16 protein-coding genes are annotated in these 16,412 nt (G+C 66.7%); 10 read left to right on the plus strand and 6 right to left on the minus strand.

The features are described 5' to 3' along the window. The first annotated feature begins 4 nt into the window (after nt 1–4). Genes O9320_18850 through O9320_18880 form a run of 7 tightly spaced genes read left to right on the plus strand, consistent with a single transcriptional unit; the run spans nt 5 to nt 6,157 of the window. Nucleotides 5–805: an enoyl-CoA hydratase/isomerase family protein gene (locus tag O9320_18850; GenBank protein MCZ8312911.1), complete on the plus strand. Its 801-nt coding sequence runs from the start codon at nt 5–7 to the stop codon at nt 803–805. Beyond that, nucleotides 802–1,773 carry an ion channel gene (locus O9320_18855; GenBank protein MCZ8312912.1) on the plus strand — a complete coding sequence of 324 codons (972 nt, stop codon included), beginning with the start codon at nt 802–804 and terminating at the stop codon, nt 1,771–1,773. The genes O9320_18850 and O9320_18855 overlap by 4 nt, the downstream gene beginning before the upstream one ends. Continuing rightward, a complete protein-coding gene (locus tag O9320_18860) occupies nt 1,770–3,746 on the plus strand; it encodes an acetyl/propionyl/methylcrotonyl-CoA carboxylase subunit alpha (protein MCZ8312913.1) in 1,977 nt (658 codons plus the stop codon). The genes O9320_18855 and O9320_18860 overlap by 4 nt, the downstream gene beginning before the upstream one ends. A gap of 10 nt (nt 3,747–3,756) precedes the next feature. After that, nucleotides 3,757–4,665, plus strand: a complete 909-nt coding sequence (locus tag O9320_18865) for a hydroxymethylglutaryl-CoA lyase (protein MCZ8312914.1) — start codon at nt 3,757–3,759, stop codon at nt 4,663–4,665. Between the two features lie 44 nt (nt 4,666–4,709). Beyond that, complete coding sequence (locus tag O9320_18870) at nt 4,710–5,198, plus strand: response regulator (GenBank protein ID MCZ8312915.1); 489 nt, start codon at nt 4,710–4,712, stop codon at nt 5,196–5,198. A gap of 30 nt (nt 5,199–5,228) precedes the next feature. After that, on the plus strand, nt 5,229–5,717 hold the full coding sequence (locus O9320_18875) for a hypothetical protein (GenBank protein MCZ8312916.1): 489 nt from the start codon (nt 5,229–5,231) through the stop codon (nt 5,715–5,717). Further along, nucleotides 5,717–6,157, plus strand: coding sequence for a DUF1489 domain-containing protein (locus O9320_18880; GenBank protein MCZ8312917.1), 441 nt, complete (start codon nt 5,717–5,719; stop codon nt 6,155–6,157). The genes O9320_18875 and O9320_18880 overlap by 1 nt, the downstream gene beginning before the upstream one ends. Here O9320_18880 and O9320_18885 read toward each other — a convergent pair. Genes O9320_18885 through O9320_18900 form a run of 4 tightly spaced genes read right to left on the minus strand, consistent with a single transcriptional unit; the run spans nt 6,154 to nt 12,012 of the window. After that, nucleotides 6,154–8,490, minus strand: coding sequence for a tetratricopeptide repeat protein (locus O9320_18885; protein MCZ8312918.1), 2,337 nt, complete (start codon nt 8,488–8,490; stop codon nt 6,154–6,156). The two genes, O9320_18880 and O9320_18885, sit on opposite strands and share 4 nt — an antisense overlap. Continuing rightward, on the minus strand, nt 8,487–9,086 hold the full coding sequence (locus tag O9320_18890; GenBank protein ID MCZ8312919.1) for a 2-hydroxychromene-2-carboxylate isomerase: 600 nt from the start codon (nt 9,084–9,086) through the stop codon (nt 8,487–8,489). Before O9320_18890 ends, O9320_18885 begins: the two co-directional genes overlap by 4 nt. Continuing rightward, nucleotides 9,083–10,753: an acyl-CoA synthetase gene (locus O9320_18895; GenBank protein ID MCZ8312920.1), complete on the minus strand. Its 1,671-nt coding sequence runs from the start codon at nt 10,751–10,753 to the stop codon at nt 9,083–9,085. The genes O9320_18890 and O9320_18895 overlap by 4 nt, the downstream gene beginning before the upstream one ends. After that, nucleotides 10,753–12,012: a pentapeptide repeat-containing protein gene (locus O9320_18900; protein MCZ8312921.1), complete on the minus strand. Its 1,260-nt coding sequence runs from the start codon at nt 12,010–12,012 to the stop codon at nt 10,753–10,755. The genes O9320_18895 and O9320_18900 overlap by 1 nt, the downstream gene beginning before the upstream one ends. A gap of 46 nt (nt 12,013–12,058) precedes the next feature. Here O9320_18900 and O9320_18905 point away from each other — a divergent pair, with 46 nt between their 5' ends. From O9320_18905 to O9320_18915, 3 genes are read left to right on the plus strand one after another with little or no spacing between them, the layout of a single operon-like run. Then, nucleotides 12,059–12,985 (plus strand): AAA family ATPase, encoded by a 927-nt coding sequence (locus tag O9320_18905; GenBank protein ID MCZ8312922.1) that lies wholly within the window; start codon nt 12,059–12,061, stop codon nt 12,983–12,985. Nucleotides 12,986–13,035: 50 nt separating this feature from the next. Beyond that, a complete protein-coding gene (locus O9320_18910) occupies nt 13,036–13,746 on the plus strand; it encodes a VWA domain-containing protein (GenBank protein ID MCZ8312923.1) in 711 nt (236 codons plus the stop codon). A gap of 15 nt (nt 13,747–13,761) precedes the next feature. Beyond that, nucleotides 13,762–14,475 (plus strand): DnaJ domain-containing protein, encoded by a 714-nt coding sequence (locus O9320_18915; protein ID MCZ8312924.1) that lies wholly within the window; start codon nt 13,762–13,764, stop codon nt 14,473–14,475. Between the two features lie 15 nt (nt 14,476–14,490). Here O9320_18915 and O9320_18920 read toward each other — a convergent pair whose 3' ends face one another. Both O9320_18920 and O9320_18925 read right to left on the minus strand, forming a co-directional pair. After that, nucleotides 14,491–15,093, minus strand: a complete 603-nt coding sequence (locus tag O9320_18920) for a hypothetical protein (protein MCZ8312925.1) — start codon at nt 15,091–15,093, stop codon at nt 14,491–14,493. A gap of 102 nt (nt 15,094–15,195) precedes the next feature. Next, on the minus strand, nt 15,196–16,212 hold the full coding sequence (locus O9320_18925; protein MCZ8312926.1) for a glycerophosphodiester phosphodiesterase: 1,017 nt from the start codon (nt 16,210–16,212) through the stop codon (nt 15,196–15,198). Nucleotides 16,213–16,412: the final 200 nt, after the last annotated feature.

The following is a 16,412-nucleotide window of genomic DNA, read 5'->3' on the forward strand; positions in this document are numbered from 1 at the left end:
CAAGATGTCAGCCGGATTCGAAACCGAGATCGACGCGCGCGGCGTGGCCTTTTTGTGGCTCGCCCGCCCTGAATTGCACAACGCGTTCGACGATGCGCTGATCGCGGCACTCACGGCCGAGATCGTGCGGCTCGGAGCGTTGCCGTCGGTGCGCGCGATCGTGCTCGGCGGGCGCGGCAAAAGTTTTTCGGCCGGCGCCGATCTCAACTGGATGAAGCGTATGGCCGAATACGGCGAGGCGCAGAACCGCGCCGACGCAACCGCGTTGGCCGACCTCATGCGCACGCTCGACCGCTGTCCCAAGCCCACCCTCGCGCGCGTGCATGGCGCTGCCTTCGGCGGCGGCGTCGGGCTTGTGGCGTGCTGCGACATCGCGATCGCCGCCCACGGTGCGCAGTTCTGTCTTTCCGAGGCGCGGCTCGGGCTGATCCCGGCGGTGATCTCGCCTTATGTGGTGCGCGCGATGACGGCGCGTGCGGCCCGCCGCTATTTCCTGACGGCCGAGACTTTCACGGCCGCCGAAGCGCTCGGCCTCGGCCTCGTGCACCGCGTAGTCGCGGCCGACACGCTCGATGCGGGCATCGAAGCCATGTTGCTGCTGCTGCTCGCCGCCGGCCCTGCCGCCCAAGCCGAATGCAAGACGCTGATCGCCGCCGTTTCCGACATGCCGATCGACGATGCGATGGTGGCCGACACGGCGGCGCGCATCGCGCGCATCCGCGTGTCGCCCGAGGGGCGGGCCGGCATTGCGGCGTTCCTTGACAAGCGCAAACCCGATTGGTCGGCGAGCGGGGGCGGCACATGAAACTACCGCGCCGCAATTTCGCCGTCGGCATCGGGGCGACTGGCGGGCTCCTGCTGCTGATTGCGGCGGCGACTGCAAGCGACGTCGGCCTGTCGCTTGCCGCCACGATGCTGGGCTCGGCCGTCGCGGCGGTCGCGTTTTTCAATCTGATGTTTCCGGGCTCGCTGTTTTTCTCGCTCGCACTCGCCAATTCGATCGCGGTCTACATGTCGATCTTTCTGTTCCTTACGGAATCGAATTTCGCGGGCGTGTCGGCGGGCGCCCAGCATGCCGGGCTGTTGCTGCCGCTTGCGGGCTTCATGCTCGGCGCTTACCTGCGCCGCGAGGCGATCCGCGAAATCGTGACCGAACGCCGCCCGGCCACACCCGGCGACATGGGTACGGCCGCGATGTGGCTGCTGCCTGTGATCGGCGTTGCGGCCGTCACGTTCGGGGTACCCGCTTTCGCGCCCTCGGCCGTCGCCATCGACATCGCGTTTGTGGGCGCAATGGCGGCGGTTGCCGTCCTCGTGCTCGCGACCGCCCAGCAGGTCGCGATCTTCCTGCTCGATGCAGGCCAATTGTTCGAAGAGTTTTTCCAGCGCATCGAGCGGCTGGTGCTGCCGGTCTATGCGTTCCTTACATTCTATTCGTTGATCGTGGTCGCCTTCGCCGCGATCTACAAAATTGTCGATACGGCCGTGCCGGGGCCGCATTTCCGCATGCTCGGCGAAGACCGCGCGGTGAGTTTCGCCGACGCGTTCTATTTTTCGGTCGTGACCCTCTCCACCGTCGGCTACGGCGATATTCTGCCGGTGAGCCAGGCCGTGCGGCTCATCGCGGTCGTCGAAGTCGGGTTTGGCGTCACCTTGCTGCTCGTCGGCCTCTCGGAGATCATGAGCTATTCGCGCGAAGTGCAGGCGCGGCGCCGAACCGACGGGCGCACCGATGGGCGCACCGATGGGCGCGACAAGGAAGACGGAAAATGATCGAGAAGCTGCTCATCGCCAATCGCGGCGAAATCGCGGTGCGCGTCGCGCGCACGGCGCGGGCCCTGGGCATTCGCACCGTCGCGGTGTATTCGACTGCTGATGTCGACGCGCTGCATGTGGCCTCGTGCGACGAAGCGCTGCCGGTCGGCGGCGATGCGCCCAAGGACAGCTATCTGCGCATCGATGCGATCCTGGCGGCGGCCAAGGCCAGCGGGGCCGATGCCGTGCATCCGGGCTACGGGTTCCTGTCGGAAAACGCGGACTTCGCGCAAGCCTGCGCCGATGCGGGCCTCGTCTTCGTGGGCCCGCCGCCCTCGGCGATCCGTGCGATGGGCGGCAAGAGTGCGGCCAAGGCCTTGATGGTCGAAGCGGGCGTGCCCGTGGTGCCTGGCTATCACGGCGAGGCACAAGATATCGCCACGCTGGCGGGGGCTGCTGAAACGATCGGCTATCCCGTGCTGATCAAGGCTTCGGCCGGCGGCGGCGGCAAGGGCATGCGCATCGTTGCGAACGCCGAGGCGCTCGAAGAAGCCGTGCAGGGCGCCAAGCGCGAAGCGCAGGCAGCCTTCGGCAATCCGCTCGTGCTGATCGAAAAATATCTCGACCGACCGCGCCACATCGAAGTGCAGGTGTTCTGCGATGCGCACGGCAACGGCGTCTATCTGTTCGAGCGCGACTGTTCGCTGCAGCGCCGTCACCAGAAAGTGATCGAAGAAGCGCCTGCCCCCGGCATGGACGAAGCCCGCCGCGCCGCGATGGGGGCTGCCGCCGTGCGCGCAGCCAAGGCCGTGGGCTATGTGGGGGCGGGCACGGTCGAGTTCATCGCCGACCGCGACGGCACGTTCTATTTCATGGAAATGAACACGCGCCTGCAGGTCGAACACCCGGTGACTGAGGCGATCACGGGCCAAGATCTCGTCGAATGGCAATTGCGCGTGGCGTCGGGCGAGCGCCTCCCCAAGCTGCAGCACGAGCTTGCCATCGACGGGCACGCATTCGAAGCGCGCCTTTATGCCGAAGACCCCGCGCGCGATTTCCTGCCGGCGACGGGCAGGCTGGATACGCTTGTGTTTCCGACAGACGCGCGCATCGACACGGGCGTGCGCCAGGGCGACAGCGTCACGATCCACTACGATCCGATGATCGCCAAGCTGATCGTGCATGGGGCTTCGCGCGCGGCGGCCCTCGCCAAACTTGCGACGGCGCTCGAGCGCGTGCGCATCGCCGGTGTCGCCAACAATGTTTCGTTCCTCGCGGCTGTGGCGCGCCACAAGGCGTTTGCAGCCGGCGAGATCGATACGGGCTTCATCGCGCGCCATCGCGATGCGTTGGTCCCGCCCGCAGCACCCGTCGACGATACGACGCTCGCCCTTGCAGCACTTGGCGTGCTGCGCGCGCGTGCCGAGCCGAATGCGACTTCGCCGTGGACACGGCTTGAAGGCTGGCAGCTCAACGGCTCGGCGCACGACACGCTCGTGTTCGCCGACGGCGACCGGCAAGTGACGCTCGTCGCCCATTTCGTGGCGGGCGGCTACCGGCTGATCCTGCCGGGCGGCCCGGTCGATGCCAGCGCCACGCTCGGGCCCGACGGCGCCTTAGCCGCCACCATCGACGGCTATCGCCGCCATGCCGACATCGTGCGCCATGGCGCTGAACTCACAGTGTTCCAAGGCGCGGTTGCGCGCACGCTCGTCGTCGTGGACCGGCTTGCGGCGGCCGACCGCTCGGGCGAAGGGCTCGGCCGCTTGATCGCCCCCATGCCGGGCCGCATTGTCGCCGTGCATGTGGCGGCGGGCCAAGCCGTGCTGCGCGGCCAAAAGCTCGTGGTGCTCGAAGCCATGAAAATGGAACACACGATCCTCGCCCCCGCCGACGGGATCGTTTCGCGCGTGCGCTTTGCGGCCGGCGAACAGGCGGCCGAAGGCGACGAGTTGGTCGCCTTCGAAGAACCGCCGGAGACGAAATCATGAGCCCGACGCCATGAAGTTACCCGCCGCCGTGCGCATCGTCGAAGTCGGCCCGCGCGACGGGCTGCAGAACGAAGCCGCGACTATCGCCGTCGCGACGAAGGTCGAACTCATCGAGCGCTTGGCCGAGGCGGGTTTGCGCGCAGTCGAGGCGGGCAGCTTCGTGTCGCCCAAATGGGTGCCGCAAATGGCCGACACCGACAAGGTGATGGCAGCCATCAAGCGTGCCCCCGGCGTTTCGTACCCCGTGCTTGTGCCGAACATGAAAGGCTTTGAAGCGGCCGTCGCCGCCAAGGTCGACGAAATTGCGATCTTCGCGGCTGCGTCCGAAAGCTTTTCCCAGCGCAACATCAATTGCTCGATCGCCGAAAGCCTCGTGCGTTTTGCCCCGGTCGCGGAAGCTGCCAAAGCGGCGGGCATTCGCGTGCGCGGCTATGTGAGCTGCGTGCTCGACTGCCCCTACGAAGGGCCGGTCGCAGCCGGTTCGGTGGCGGCGGTCGCGCGGGGTTTGCACAAGCTCGGCTGCTACGAAATTTCGCTTGGCGACACGATCGGCACCGGCACGCCGGGGCGGGCCCAAGCACTGATCGAGATCGTTTCCGATCACGTGCCGCGCCAAGCCTTGGCCGTGCATTTCCACGACACGTATGGCCAGGCCTTGGCGAATATATATGCGAGCCTCGAGCGCGGCATTGCGACCGTGGACAGCTCGGTCGCCGGCCTCGGCGGCTGCCCCTATGCCAAGGGGGCCACCGGCAACGTCGCCACCGAAGACGTGTGCTACATGCTGGCCGGGCTCGGCATCGAAACGGGCGTGGATCTCGAAAAACTCGCGGCGGCCGGGCGCTTTGCCTGTGCAGCCCTGGGCCGGGCACCGGCGGGCCGCACCGCCCAGGCCCTGGCGGCCAAAAGGGCCCCCTAGGGGCTTGCCCGGGCCGGGGGTGCGGGCTTACTGTCTCGCCCGCAATGCCGTACGAGCTCTCCAAAGTGCGCGTCCTGGTGCTTGAGGACAACGGACATATGCGCAAATTGCTGCGCAGCATGCTGTTGGCCGTCGGCTGTGGCGAAGTATTGGACATGGCCGACGCGGCCCAGGCCTACATCAAGATCAAGCAAACGCCGGTCGATTTTGCGGTTGTCGATTGGGAGATCTACCCGGTCTCGGGCCTCGAATTCGTTCGCAAAATCCGCACCGAGCGCGATTCGCCGAACCAGTTTCTGCCCATCATTATGGTCACGGGCCATACCGAGCGCGAGCGCGTGACGAAGGCGCGCGATCTCGGGATCACCGAATTCTTGGCGAAACCGATCAGCGCCCAGTCGCTTTCCCAGCGCATCGAGGAATTGGTCGATCGGCCGCGGCCCTATATTCGCACCACGTCTTATTTCGGCCCTTGCCGACGGCGCAAGCGCGGGGGCATCTTTATCGGCACCGAACGGCGCCAGCCGGTCTGACGCCCCACAAAGAAGAAGACGGAAACGCGTATGAGCGACCCAGCCGCCGGCCGGAAATTCCAGGTCATCAATCCGCCCAATCTGCTCAAATCGAAAGTCGGCTCGGGCGGTTTTGCGCTGGGCGCGGTCGACAAAGCGGCCAAGGTCATCGAGGGTTTGCGCGGCGAGTTCGAGGAAATCGCCAAGGTCGAAGTCGTCAAGCTCGTGGCGGCGGCGGCGGCCTTGATGGCCCAGCCCAACGACCTTGCCAAGCGCGACGAGGTCTACAAGATTGCGCACGAGCTGCGCGGGCAGGGCGGCTCCTACGGCTATCCGCTGGTCACGCGCTTCGGCGACCAATTGTGCCGCTATCTCGATGCGGCCGCGGGCCTCGACGCCAAGAGCCTCGTCATCGTGAAGGCGACCGCCGACGCGATCGCGGTCGTGATCAATTCCAAAGTCGCGGGCGACGGCGGCGACACGGGCCGCGCGCTCGTGGCCATGCTCGACAAAGTGCTGGCGCAGGTCAAAGGCGAATAATGGCGCTGCATATCGTGAAGCTGTGCGTCGGCGTCGAATCCGTCGAGGATTTGGCGGCGTGGCAGAAGAAGCGCCTGAAGGACCAGAAGGCGCGCGGCCTGAAGCCCCAGCTCAAACACGTCACGCGCAACACGCCCAAGCGTGGGCCCGAGATCGCGGGCGAAGGCTCGCTCTATTGGGTTATCAAGGGCACGGTCCGCTGCCGCCAGAAGATCGTGGGATTCGCGAGCCGCAAGGACCGCGAAGGCAAACCGGCCTGCGAAATCCTGCTCGATTCCAAGCTCGTGCGCACGGCGCCCAAGCCCATGCGCGCCTTCCAGGGCTGGCGCTATTTCGAAGCGTCGAGCGCGCCTGCCGATCTCGACGCCAAGACGGCCGAAGCACAGGCCAAATTGCCGTCGGCGATGGCCGACGAATTGCGCAGCCTGGGCCTGCTTTAAGCCGACCCGAATTTCGCCGCCCACACCGCGTCGAGTGCGGCGAGGAACGATCCTACGTAGGCTTGCATGTCGAAGCAGCTCGAAGCCGCAAGGGCGGGGCGCAAACCTTGCCATAGATCTTCGAGGCGCTGCGGATCGCGCGCGAGGGCAACGGCCGTCGCCACATAGGCGTCTTGCGTGGCCGCGACGAGATCCATGCGGTCGATCGCGGCGAGGATGCTCACGCCCACGCGGCCGATGGCGCGGTCGGCCGCGAGGGTCACGACCGGAACGCCCATCCACAAGGCTTCGAAACTCGTCACACCGCCCGACCACGGGAACGGGTCGAGGGCGATGTCGATCTCGCCGTAGGATTCGACGAGGGCGCGGCGGGGCAAAGCGGGGGCGAGGAGCAGTCGTTCGGCCGCAATGCCGAGGGCGGCGAAGCGCCGTTCGAGTTCGGCGGCCACCTCCGGGAAACCGTATTGGCGTCCGCACAGGCGCAAGGTCGATCCCGGCGTTTGGTGCAGGATCGCCGCCCACGCTTCGAGCGTGACGGGGGAGAGTTTGGCGGCATTGCTGTAGCTGCCGAAGCGGATCGCGCGGCCCGCGGGCGACGGGCGCCTCGGCACGGGCAGATCGTCGAACGGGTGCGCGAACGGCATGCAGCTGCCTGCCATGCGCACGACGCGTTCGGTGAAGCCGGGTGCGATCTCGGGCGGCGTCAGATGTTCGTCGGCGATCACAAAATCGATCTCGCGCAACGCCGTCGTGGCGGGATAGCCGAGCCAGCTTCCCTGCAACGGGGCGGCGCGTGCCGCGAACACGCCAAGCCGGTTGTTGGGCGTGTAGCCCGCAAGATCGAGCAGAATGTCGATGCCGTCGTCGCGGATGTGCCGCACGAGGGCCGCATCGTCGAGCGTTTCCACGCGCCGCCAGCCGGTCGATGCGGCGCGCAAGCGGGCCGAGATCGCATCGTCGCGCGAACCGTTTGCGTAGCAGAACGCCGCCACGCGCTGCGGGTCGAACGCTTCGATCACGGGCAGCAGATAATGCCCGACCGGATGGCCGTGCAGATCGCCGGACACCACACCCAAGCGCAGCGTCTTGCCGCGCTGGGGCGGCAATGGATGCGGCACGGGCGCGCGTTTTTCGATCGCGGCGGCAGCGATGGAAGCACAGCGCAGCCGTTCTTTGGCATCGGCTTTGGCGCTGTATTGCGACACGAAGGCGAGGCTCTGGGCGAGATTGGCATCGCCCGGCCGCTCGGCCAACGCGGCTTCGAGTTCGCGCATCGCGGCTTCCGACTCTGCGCGTTCGTAGAGAATGTTCGACAGGCCCTGGCGTGCGGACGGGCGCAGGCGCTCGACGTCCAAGAGGCTTTCGAACAGGCGTTGAGCACTGCCAAGTTCGCCGATCTCCCAAAGTGCTGCACCGAGGGTGAGGCGCAGATCGGGATCGTTCGGATAAAGAGCGAGGCCGCTGCGAGCGGCGGCGGCAGCGCCTGCAGGATCCGTGAGGCGCAGCCGCACACTCGCATGGCTTTGCCAAGCGCCGAGCGATGGGGCCGCCACGGCAACGGCACGGGCAAGAAACGCGCTCGCCTCGGCCAAGCGCCGCGCGTCGGCCAGCAGATTGCCGAGATTGAGCAAGGCGGGCGCGAAGGCGGGGGCGCGCGCAATTGCGTCGCGATAGGCGGTTTCCGCCCCTGCAAAATCGCCGCTTTTGGCAAGGGCGAGTGCGTGGTTGTAGGCAAGTTCGGCGTTCTCGGGGGCAAGCTTGCGCGCGGCGGCGAATTTTTGGGCCGCCAGCGCTGGATTGCGGCCTTTGCGCAGCAGCGACAGGCCGAGCCCCAGCCACAGCCGCGTTGCATCGGGCATGCGCGCGAGGCCGTCCTCGAGCAATGCTTGGGCGGCGGCCGCATCGCCCGCATCGTCGAGAACAGCGGCGAGCTTCTCGCGCGTGTCGGCATCTGCGGGCTGCAGCGCCAAGGCTTTCGCGTAGCTGGCTTGCGCGTTCGCCAAATCGCCCAGGCGGTGGCGCATCAGCCCTTCGGCCGCCCAAGCTTGCGCCCAGCCGGGCCGCGATGCCGCCGCTGCGGCAAACGCTGCAGCGGCTTCATTCGTATTGCCGAGGGCGGCGTGCGCGTGGCCGCGCAGGAAGGCAAGCTCGGCATCGTCGCTGCTCGTATCGAGGGCGGCGAGCGCTTCGCCCGCCCGCCCGTGCTCAAGCAGCAATGCCGCCAGCAGGCGGCGCGTGGCATTGTCGGCCGGATCGCGCGCGAGGCCTTCGCGCGCAAGTTTTTCGGCCGTCGCAAAATCGCGGGCAGCGAGGGCTGCGCGCAATTCGCTCACGGGGCCGCCAATGCGCGCTCGAGGAAGTCGAGCCGGTCTTGGCCCCAGAACAGCTCGTCCTTGTAGACATAGGTGGGGGCCCCGAACACGCCCGCCGCGATCGCTTCGTCGGTGTAGGTATCGTACGCGGCCTTGGTCGCGTCGGTCTGTGCGGTGTCCCACAGCAGCTTGGCATTGCGGCCATGCTCGGCGGCGATCGCCTGCAAGGTGGTGGCGTCGGAAATGTCGCGCTCTTCCTCCCACACGGCTTTGCCGATGAAGCCTGCGAGCGCCATGGCGTTGAGCTCCTTGAGGTCGGCCGCAATGATGAGGCGGGCGGCAGCTTGCGTCGGCACGCCCGAGAATTTGGGCGTGAGGTTCAGCGGGATGCCGAGAAATTCCCGCCAACGCTTGAGTTCCATCATGCGATAGGCGAGGCGTTGCTTGGGCCGCTGCGCCACCGGCAAGCCGCCGGAAGCCGCGAAGATGCGCGCGAAGTCGGCGGGTTTGACGTTGATATGCGCGCCCGCGCGTTTGGCGATCGCGACCAAGCGCTCGTGGCCCAAATAGGCCCACGGGCTGTTTGGCGAAAAGTAATAGTCGATGGTTTTTGTCATGGCGGCGTCTCCCGGTGTTTGGGTGCTTGTTGTTTTTCGATTTCGCGCTGGCGCAATTCGCGGCGCATGATTTTGCCGGTCGCGGTCAGCGGCAGTTCGGCGACGAACTCGATCGCGCGCGGATATTCGTGCGCTGCCAAGCGGTCGCGCACTTGGTTCTGCAGCGCCTTCGCCAACGCCGCGTCGCCCGTATGGCCGGGTTTCAGCACCACAAACGCCTTGATGCTTTCGGTGCGGATCGGGTCCGGCACGCCGATGGCGGCCGCCATCGCCACGGAAGGATGGCGCAAGAGGCATTCCTCGATGCCGACCGGCCCAATCCGGTAGCCGGCCGACGTGATCACGTCGTCGCCGCGTCCCACGTAGCTGAAATAGCCCTCGGCATCTTGGGCGCCGCGGTCGCCGGTCTTGAGCCAGTCGCCGACGAATTTTTCGGCCGTGGCCGCAGGGTTGTTCCAATAGCCCAGGAACATGACCGGGTCGGGTCGGGCCACCGCGATTTCGCCGACTTCGCCCGGCGGCAGTTCCTGGCCCGCATCGTCGATGATGGCTACGCGATGGCCGGGCACGGCCCGGCCCATGGTGCCTTGCTTGGGTGCAAACAGCGAAGCGCAGTTCGACACCACGAGATTGCACTCGGTCTGGCCATAGAATTCGTTGATCGTGACGCCGAATACATCGCGGCCCCAGGCGAGCAATTCGTCGCCGAGCGATTCACCGCCCGAGCCGATCGAGCGCAGCGCGACACCCTCGTGCCGCTTGATGCCGCTCTGGCGCATGAGCTTGAGCGCGGTCGGCGGGAAAAACACGTTGCGCACCTTGTGGCGCGCCATCAGATCGAGCGCCTTGTCGGGCTCGAATTTGCGCATGCGGTGGGCGAGCACCGGCACACCATGATGCAGCGACGGCAGCAGCACGTCGAACAGGCCGCCGATCCAGGCCCAGTCGGCGGGCGTCCAGAACAGGTCGCCTTCTTGCGGGAACATGTCCTGCGGCATCTCCACGCCCGGTAGGTGCCCGAGCAGCACGCGATGCGCATGCAAGGCACCCTTGGGGCTGCCGGTGGTGCCCGAGGTGTAGATGATCACGGCCGGATCGTCGGCTTGCGTATCAACCGGCGTGAATGCGTCCGCCGCGCGCGCCACGAGGTTTGCGTAGGCTTGCGTGCCGGCGGGTGCATCGCCCGCCGCAACGATGTGGCGCAAGGCGGGCAGGCGGTCGCGGATCGCCAGCAGTTTTCCGATCTGGGCCCCATCCGCGATCACGCACGCCGCCCCGCAATCGCCGAGCCGATAGGCGAGCGCGTCTTCGCCGAACAGCGAGAACAGGGGTACGGCGATGAAACCCGCCTTGTAGCAGGCGATGTGCGCCGTCGCCGTTTCGGGCGACTGCGCCATCAGGATGCCGACGCGGTCGCCGCGTTCGAGCCCAAGGCCAATGAGCGCATTGGCAAGCCGGTTGCTGGCCGCGCGCAAGGCGGCAAAATCGAGCGTTTCGATCCGGCCGTTTTCGTCTTCGAAGATCAGGGCCGGGGCGTTGGGCGTTGCCGCCGCATGGCGGTCGCACACGTCGACGCCGATATTGAAACGCGGCGGAATTCGCCACGCAAACCGCCGCACGAGATCGTCGTAGCTTGCTGCCCCGTCGCTGGCAGTGCGCGGCAGCATCAGCGGCGGGCGGCGGCGAGATCGGCGTTCGCGAGGAAAGCACCTGCGGTGTTGGAGCCGCGCAGATCGGCCCCGGCGAAGCTCGCCCCGCGCAGGTCGGCCGCGCGCAGGTCGGCGCCCACGAGCGAGGCTTTGGCAAAGCTCGTGGCCGTGCGCTTGCCGGCGGGCGTGCCGTCGGCCCGGCGCATATCCATCGGCCGGGCGACGACGCCGACGAGCAAGGCGCCCTCGAGGCGGGCGCCCGTGAACAGCGCCCCCGACAAATCGGCGTCCGAAAAGTCGCAGCGCTCGCCGCGCACCGAAACAAGGCTTGCCAGCCGCAAGGTCGCGGCCACGAAACGCGCGCGGCTCAAGATCGCGCCGTCGAAGCGGGCGCCCGAAAGCTCGCAGCCGCCGAAATCCACGCCGGTCAGGTCGCGGCCGCCGAAATCGGCGCGCACGCCCTCGCGCCCGCCGGATTCGGCCCAGATTTTGTGCGCGGCCACAGCGCCTTTGATTTCGGCGGGCAGATTCTGGCCCGGCGGCGGATCGGCGTAGATGGTGCCGTCGAGTTTGGCGCCGGCCATCTGCACGTTGTTCATCTCGACGCCGCGCAGATCGACGCCCGACAGATCGGCGTTCTTGAACGAAGCGCCGAACAGGCGCGCGCCCGCAAGCTGGGCACCCTTGAGCTTGGCGTTGTCGAATTTGGCCCCCGCTAGATCGGCGCCGCGCAGATTGGCCGAGAACATCGTCGCCCCGCCCAGCGAAGCCCCCTTCAGCGACGCGTTTTCGAAGGAGGCGAAGGAGAGGTTGCTGTCGGTCAGGCGCGCGTTTTCGAGATCGGCCGATTCGAAGCTCGCGGCGACCTCTTTGGCGTCGGGATTGAGGGTCGCCCATTCGACGATCTGGCCCGGGCGCAGATCGGCGTTGGACAGATTGCAGCCGCGCATTTTGGCGTGGATGAAGCTTGCCGCGCGCAGATCGGCCTTGGAGAAATTCGCGCGCGTGAGGTCGCAGCCGGAAAAATCCGCACCGAAAAGATCGCACATCGAGAAATCGCAGTCGGCAAGCCGGCTCTCGGCGAAGATGCTGCCCGTGAAGATGCCGGACGCGAGAGTGGCGCCTTCGATGTTCGAGCCGCGGAAATTCTCCTTGCGCGAATCCGCACGCTGTCCGCCCGGACGGCCGAACAGAAACGCGCCGTGTCGGTCGGCGACGAATTTGAGCCGATGCCCCGAGGGCGGCAGCGTATCTTCGATGTCGGAATCGTTGGCCATAGCAGAACGCAAGATTAAACCGCCTCGAACGCGGTAGACTAGAGTTATGACGGCCGATTCGGGGATTCTCACAGAAAATTTTCCGGCGACGGCGGCGCCCGTCCCGGCACCGCGCGCGCGTATTCTGGTTTTGGGCAACGAAAAGGGCGGTTCTGGCAAATCGACGGTGGCGATGCACCTCACGGTGGGGCTGCTGCGCGCGGGCTTGCGCGTCGGCACGATCGACGTCGATTCCCGCCAGGCCACGCTCACGCGCTATCTCGAAAACCGCAACCAGTCGATGGAGCGGCTCAAACTGCCGCTGCCGATGTCCGAGCATCGGCTCGTGCCGCGCTCGGCGCAGCTCGGCGAGGCCGGCATTGCCGACGAGACCGCGCGTCTCGAAGCCGCGATCGCGGAACTTTCGGCCACCTGCCAGACCATCGTAATCGACACGCCCGGCTCCGACCAGACGATGAGCCGTGTGGCGCACTCCTACGCCGATACGCTGATCACGCCGATGAACGACAGTTTCGTCGATCTCGATCTGCTCGCGAAGGTCGAGCCGATGACGTTGCGCGTGATCTGCCCCTCGGCCTACAGCGCGATGGTGTGGGAGCAAAAGAAAATCCGCGCCAAGCGCAACGGCGAGAGCATCGACTGGCTCGTGCTGCGCAATCGGCTGGCGGGTGTGGATGCGCGCAACAAGCGCAACATGGCCCAAACGCTCGACACGCTCGCCCGCCGCTTCGGCTTCCGCCAAGCGCCGGGCCTCGGCGACCGCGTGATTTTCCGCGAGCTTTTCCTGTCTGGCCTCACGCTGCTCGATCTGCGCGAACGCGGCATCCAGACGCCGCTCACGATGTCGCACATCGCCGGCCGCCAGGAAATCCGCAGCCTCATCGAAGCGATCGGCCTGCATGCCCCGCCGGGGCCCATCCCGGTGCCGACCTCCGTACCCGCACCCGCACCCGTGTTGGCACGTAGCGCATAGCGATTGGGCGCCTAGCAATTGGCCGCCATTCTCCCTATCTCTTGTGTCGCATGAGCGGCAAAAACCTTCCTTCGACCGGCGGCAGCAAACAGGTGGCAGCGTTTTTGGCGCGCGCCCAGTCGCTTGCCCCCGTCGGCACGGCCAAAACCGCGCCCAAAGGCCGCCTTGTCTACGCGATGGACGCCACCGCGAGCCGCGAGCCGATGTGGGAGCGCGCCGCCAAGATCCAGGGCGAGATGTTCCTCGCCGCGCGCGATCTGGGCGGGCTTGCCGTGCAGCTTGTGCATTACGGCGGCCTTACGACGTTCGAAGCCTCGCCCTGGGCCGACAATGCGGCCGATCTGGTGGCGCGCATGGGAGCCGTGCGTTGCCAAGCGGGCGAAACGCAGATCGCCAACGTGCTGCGCCATGCCCTTGCCGAAACCAAGCGGCGCAAGGTGGGCGCTCTCGTGTTCGTGGGCGACGCGGTCGAGGAAAGTGCCGATCTGCTGGCGGGTCTTGCGGGCCAACTCGCCCTCGCAGGCCTGCCCGTGTTCGTGTTCCACGAGGGCGGGGATCCGGCCGCGCGCCGCACGCTCGAGACCATCGCGCGCCTCACGCGCGGGGCCTATTGCCCGTTCGACGCGAACGCGCCCGACGCGCTCAAGAATCTTCTGGCCGCCGCCGCCGCCTATGCCGCGGGCGGCAGGCCCGCACTCGCCGATCTTTCCAAGCGCAGCAGCGGGGCCGCCGCCCAAACGCTGCTCGCCCAGCTCAAATAGCGGGCGGGTGCGGCGATGGGCCTTTTTTATCTCCTGATCGGCTGCGGCGTTGCGTTTCTGCTGTGGCTGCTCTTGCGCACGCTGGCCGACGCCCCGCCCAAAAAGATCATTGCCGGTGCGAAGATCGCAGGGGCAGGCGTGGGCATTCTGGGCGCCTTGTTCCTGCTCGTGACCGGGCGCCTGTGGTCGGTGCTCGCCCTCGGCTCGGCGTTTGCCCCGGCACTTATGCGCTTCTTCAAAAGCTGGCAGATCGGCCAGGGGGGTACGGCGCAAACCGAGACCGACGATTCAAGCGTCGAGACGCGGCTTCTGCGCATGACGCTCGACCACGCGACGGGGGCGATGGACGGGCTCGTGCGCGAAGGCAAGATGCGCGGGCGCAAACTCTCCGAACTCGGGCTCGATGCGTTGCTCGACCTTCTCGCCGAAGCCCGCCTCGACGATCCGGACAGTGCGCCGCTGCTCGAAGCCTTTCTCGACCGTGCGGCCCCCGACTGGCGCAGCCACGGCGGGGCGGCCTCGGGCGAAGCACCGCCCGCGTCGCCTGCGCGCGGCGGGATGACGCGCAGCGAGGCCGCCCGCCTGTTGGGTGTCGCCGAAGATGCCGACGCGGCGACGATCAAAGCCGCCCATCGCCGCTTGATGATGAAGGTGCATCCCGACCATGGCGGTACGGACGAACTCGCCGCCCGCCTCAACGACGCCAAACGCGTGCTGCTCGGCGATTGAGGCGAGGGCCGTCGCCTAGCGTTTGACGACCGGCGGCTCGAGCAGGGCGGTCGGGCGCTTGTCGGGCGTGCACATGTCGTTGTCGCGCGGGCGCACGCCGAACCACAGGCGGTTGCCGTCGAGTGCCACGAGATCGTGGTCTTCGCCGCATTGCGCCACGGGCTTCCAATTGCCGCAGCCGGTCAGCGAAATGTCGGTCTCGACATTGAGCTTGAGCCCGCACGCAGCCAAGCCCATCGCCGCCACGATGGCTGGATCGTCGGTCAGCAGCGTGACAAATTTCTGTGCCTCCCCGAACACGCCATGGAAGCCGCCGGGCACGCTCGCGACGGGCCCTGCGATGCGGTACGGCCCGAGCGTGCGGAAGCGGAAGGTCTTTTTCTCCATGTTCGGGTCGAGCGCATGGGTGAAGTTCAATTCCCAGCGACCGTTCTCGAACACAAAATGCCGCGTGCCCCAGCTGCCGTACCAGGATTCGGGTGCGGCACTTGTATAGACGCCGGAAAGCGTCTCGAGCGCGTGCTGCGTGCCGCGCGGCGTTTGCGCAGCAGCAGTGCCCATCGCCGCGAACGAGACGATCGCCGCCAAAGCCGCTGTGGTCGCGAATTTCATGGTCATGATTGCATATCCCCCTTGTGGCGAAACGGCCCGATTGCCCGTTTGCGAAGGGAAGACGCGCGACGTTGGTTGTTTTCGACAGGCGGTGCGATTTTTTGTCGTCTAAGGCACCACCGGCCGCTGCGGCGGCAAGGGGAGGCCGCGTGCTGCCATTTGAGTGCGCAACCGGTCGGGATAGTCGGTGATGATGCCGTCGACGCCGAGTGCGAGCATCGCGTCCATGTCGGCGGGTGTGTTCACGGTCCACGGGATCACGGCGAGGCCGAGGGTTTTGGCTTCGGCCATCGCCTCGGCCGAGAGGTTGCGGAAAAACGGCGACCAGATTTTGCCGCCGGCCGCGGCCACTAAGCGCGGCGTGGAATTGCCGTGGTTGGCGGCATCGAGCCCAGTCCAGGGCGACACGCCGCGCCCTTTGCCGACCGTATCGCTGCCGCTGCCGTCCGCGCGTTCGAAGGTGAGATGGACGCGCGCGATCTCAGGCGCTGTGCGCGCGACATGCGCGAGCGTGCGCCAATCGAAGCTTTGGATCGTCGTGCGCGAGGCGAGCCCCAAGCGGCGAATTTCGTCGATCAGCGTCTGCGCGAAGGTCTCCGGCGGCAAAGTTTCGTCGGCGGCGAGCGGCGAGATTTTGGTTTCGATATTGAAGCGCATATCGGCAGCGTTCGCGCGGGCCGCCAGTGCTGCTACCTCGGCGAGTGTTGGCATGCGTGCGCCGGGCTTGGGCGATTGCGTGGCGAACTGCCGCGCATAGTCCGTACCCGGCTTAATGGCGCCCAAATCGAAGCGCTGCAAGGCGGCGAGCGGCAAGTCGCGCAAGCGCGGGGCGGGGGTTGCAAGCCAAGCGCCGTCGGCGTCTTTCGTGATGTCCGGATTGAGGCGGCGGTCATGCGCCACGACGACCGCCCCGTCGGCCGAAATGCCGACATCGAATTCGAGCGTGGAAACGCCGATGCCAAGGGCGGTTGCAAAAGCCGGCAGCGTGTTTTCGGGGGCGAGGCCGCGCGCGCCGCGATGGCCCTGCAGGTCGAAGGCGGCAGTGGGGCCTGCGATCAGTAAGGCGGCGGCGACCGCCATCAAAGCGATAGTCGAAACACGGCGACGGCAGGGCAATGGCGGCATCGGTACATTCCGGGGGTCTGGGTTCGATCGGCGCCCACGGATTCTACACGGTCGCAGTGACGCTTTTTCTTCGGGGTATTTGTTCTATATATGTTAATAATCTTATATAGCTTAAATTTCTGATTTCGGGTAGTCTCTCCGCGAAAGGAGGCTCTCATGGTACCGGTCTTGCGCAACCTCGATTTTTTACTGCGAGTTTG

The sequence above is a fragment of the Magnetospirillum sp. genome, assembly GCA_027532905.1.
Lineage (GTDB): Bacteria > Pseudomonadota > Alphaproteobacteria > CACIAM-22H2 > CACIAM-22H2 > Tagaea.

Coding starts and splice junctions, on each gene's coding strand:
- O9320_18850 (MCZ8312911.1), top strand. CDS start 5: ATGTCAGCCGGATTCGAAACCGAGATCGACGCGCGCGGCGTGGCCTTT.
- O9320_18855 (MCZ8312912.1), top strand. CDS start 802: ATGAAACTACCGCGCCGCAATTTCGCCGTCGGCATCGGGGCGACTGGC.
- O9320_18860 (MCZ8312913.1), top strand. CDS start 1,770: ATGATCGAGAAGCTGCTCATCGCCAATCGCGGCGAAATCGCGGTGCGC.
- O9320_18865 (MCZ8312914.1), top strand. CDS start 3,757: ATGAAGTTACCCGCCGCCGTGCGCATCGTCGAAGTCGGCCCGCGCGAC.
- O9320_18870 (MCZ8312915.1), top strand. CDS start 4,710: ATGCCGTACGAGCTCTCCAAAGTGCGCGTCCTGGTGCTTGAGGACAAC.
- O9320_18875 (MCZ8312916.1), top strand. CDS start 5,229: ATGAGCGACCCAGCCGCCGGCCGGAAATTCCAGGTCATCAATCCGCCC.
- O9320_18880 (MCZ8312917.1), top strand. CDS start 5,717: ATGGCGCTGCATATCGTGAAGCTGTGCGTCGGCGTCGAATCCGTCGAG.
- O9320_18890 (MCZ8312919.1), bottom strand. CDS start 9,086: ATGACAAAAACCATCGACTATTACTTTTCGCCAAACAGCCCGTGGGCC.
- O9320_18895 (MCZ8312920.1), bottom strand. CDS start 10,753: ATGCTGCCGCGCACTGCCAGCGACGGGGCAGCAAGCTACGACGATCTC.
- O9320_18900 (MCZ8312921.1), bottom strand. CDS start 12,012: ATGGCCAACGATTCCGACATCGAAGATACGCTGCCGCCCTCGGGGCAT.
- O9320_18905 (MCZ8312922.1), top strand. CDS start 12,059: ATGACGGCCGATTCGGGGATTCTCACAGAAAATTTTCCGGCGACGGCG.
- O9320_18910 (MCZ8312923.1), top strand. CDS start 13,036: ATGAGCGGCAAAAACCTTCCTTCGACCGGCGGCAGCAAACAGGTGGCA.
- O9320_18915 (MCZ8312924.1), top strand. CDS start 13,762: ATGGGCCTTTTTTATCTCCTGATCGGCTGCGGCGTTGCGTTTCTGCTG.
- O9320_18920 (MCZ8312925.1), bottom strand. CDS start 15,093: ATGACCATGAAATTCGCGACCACAGCGGCTTTGGCGGCGATCGTCTCG.
- O9320_18925 (MCZ8312926.1), bottom strand. CDS start 16,212: ATGCCGCCATTGCCCTGCCGTCGCCGTGTTTCGACTATCGCTTTGATG.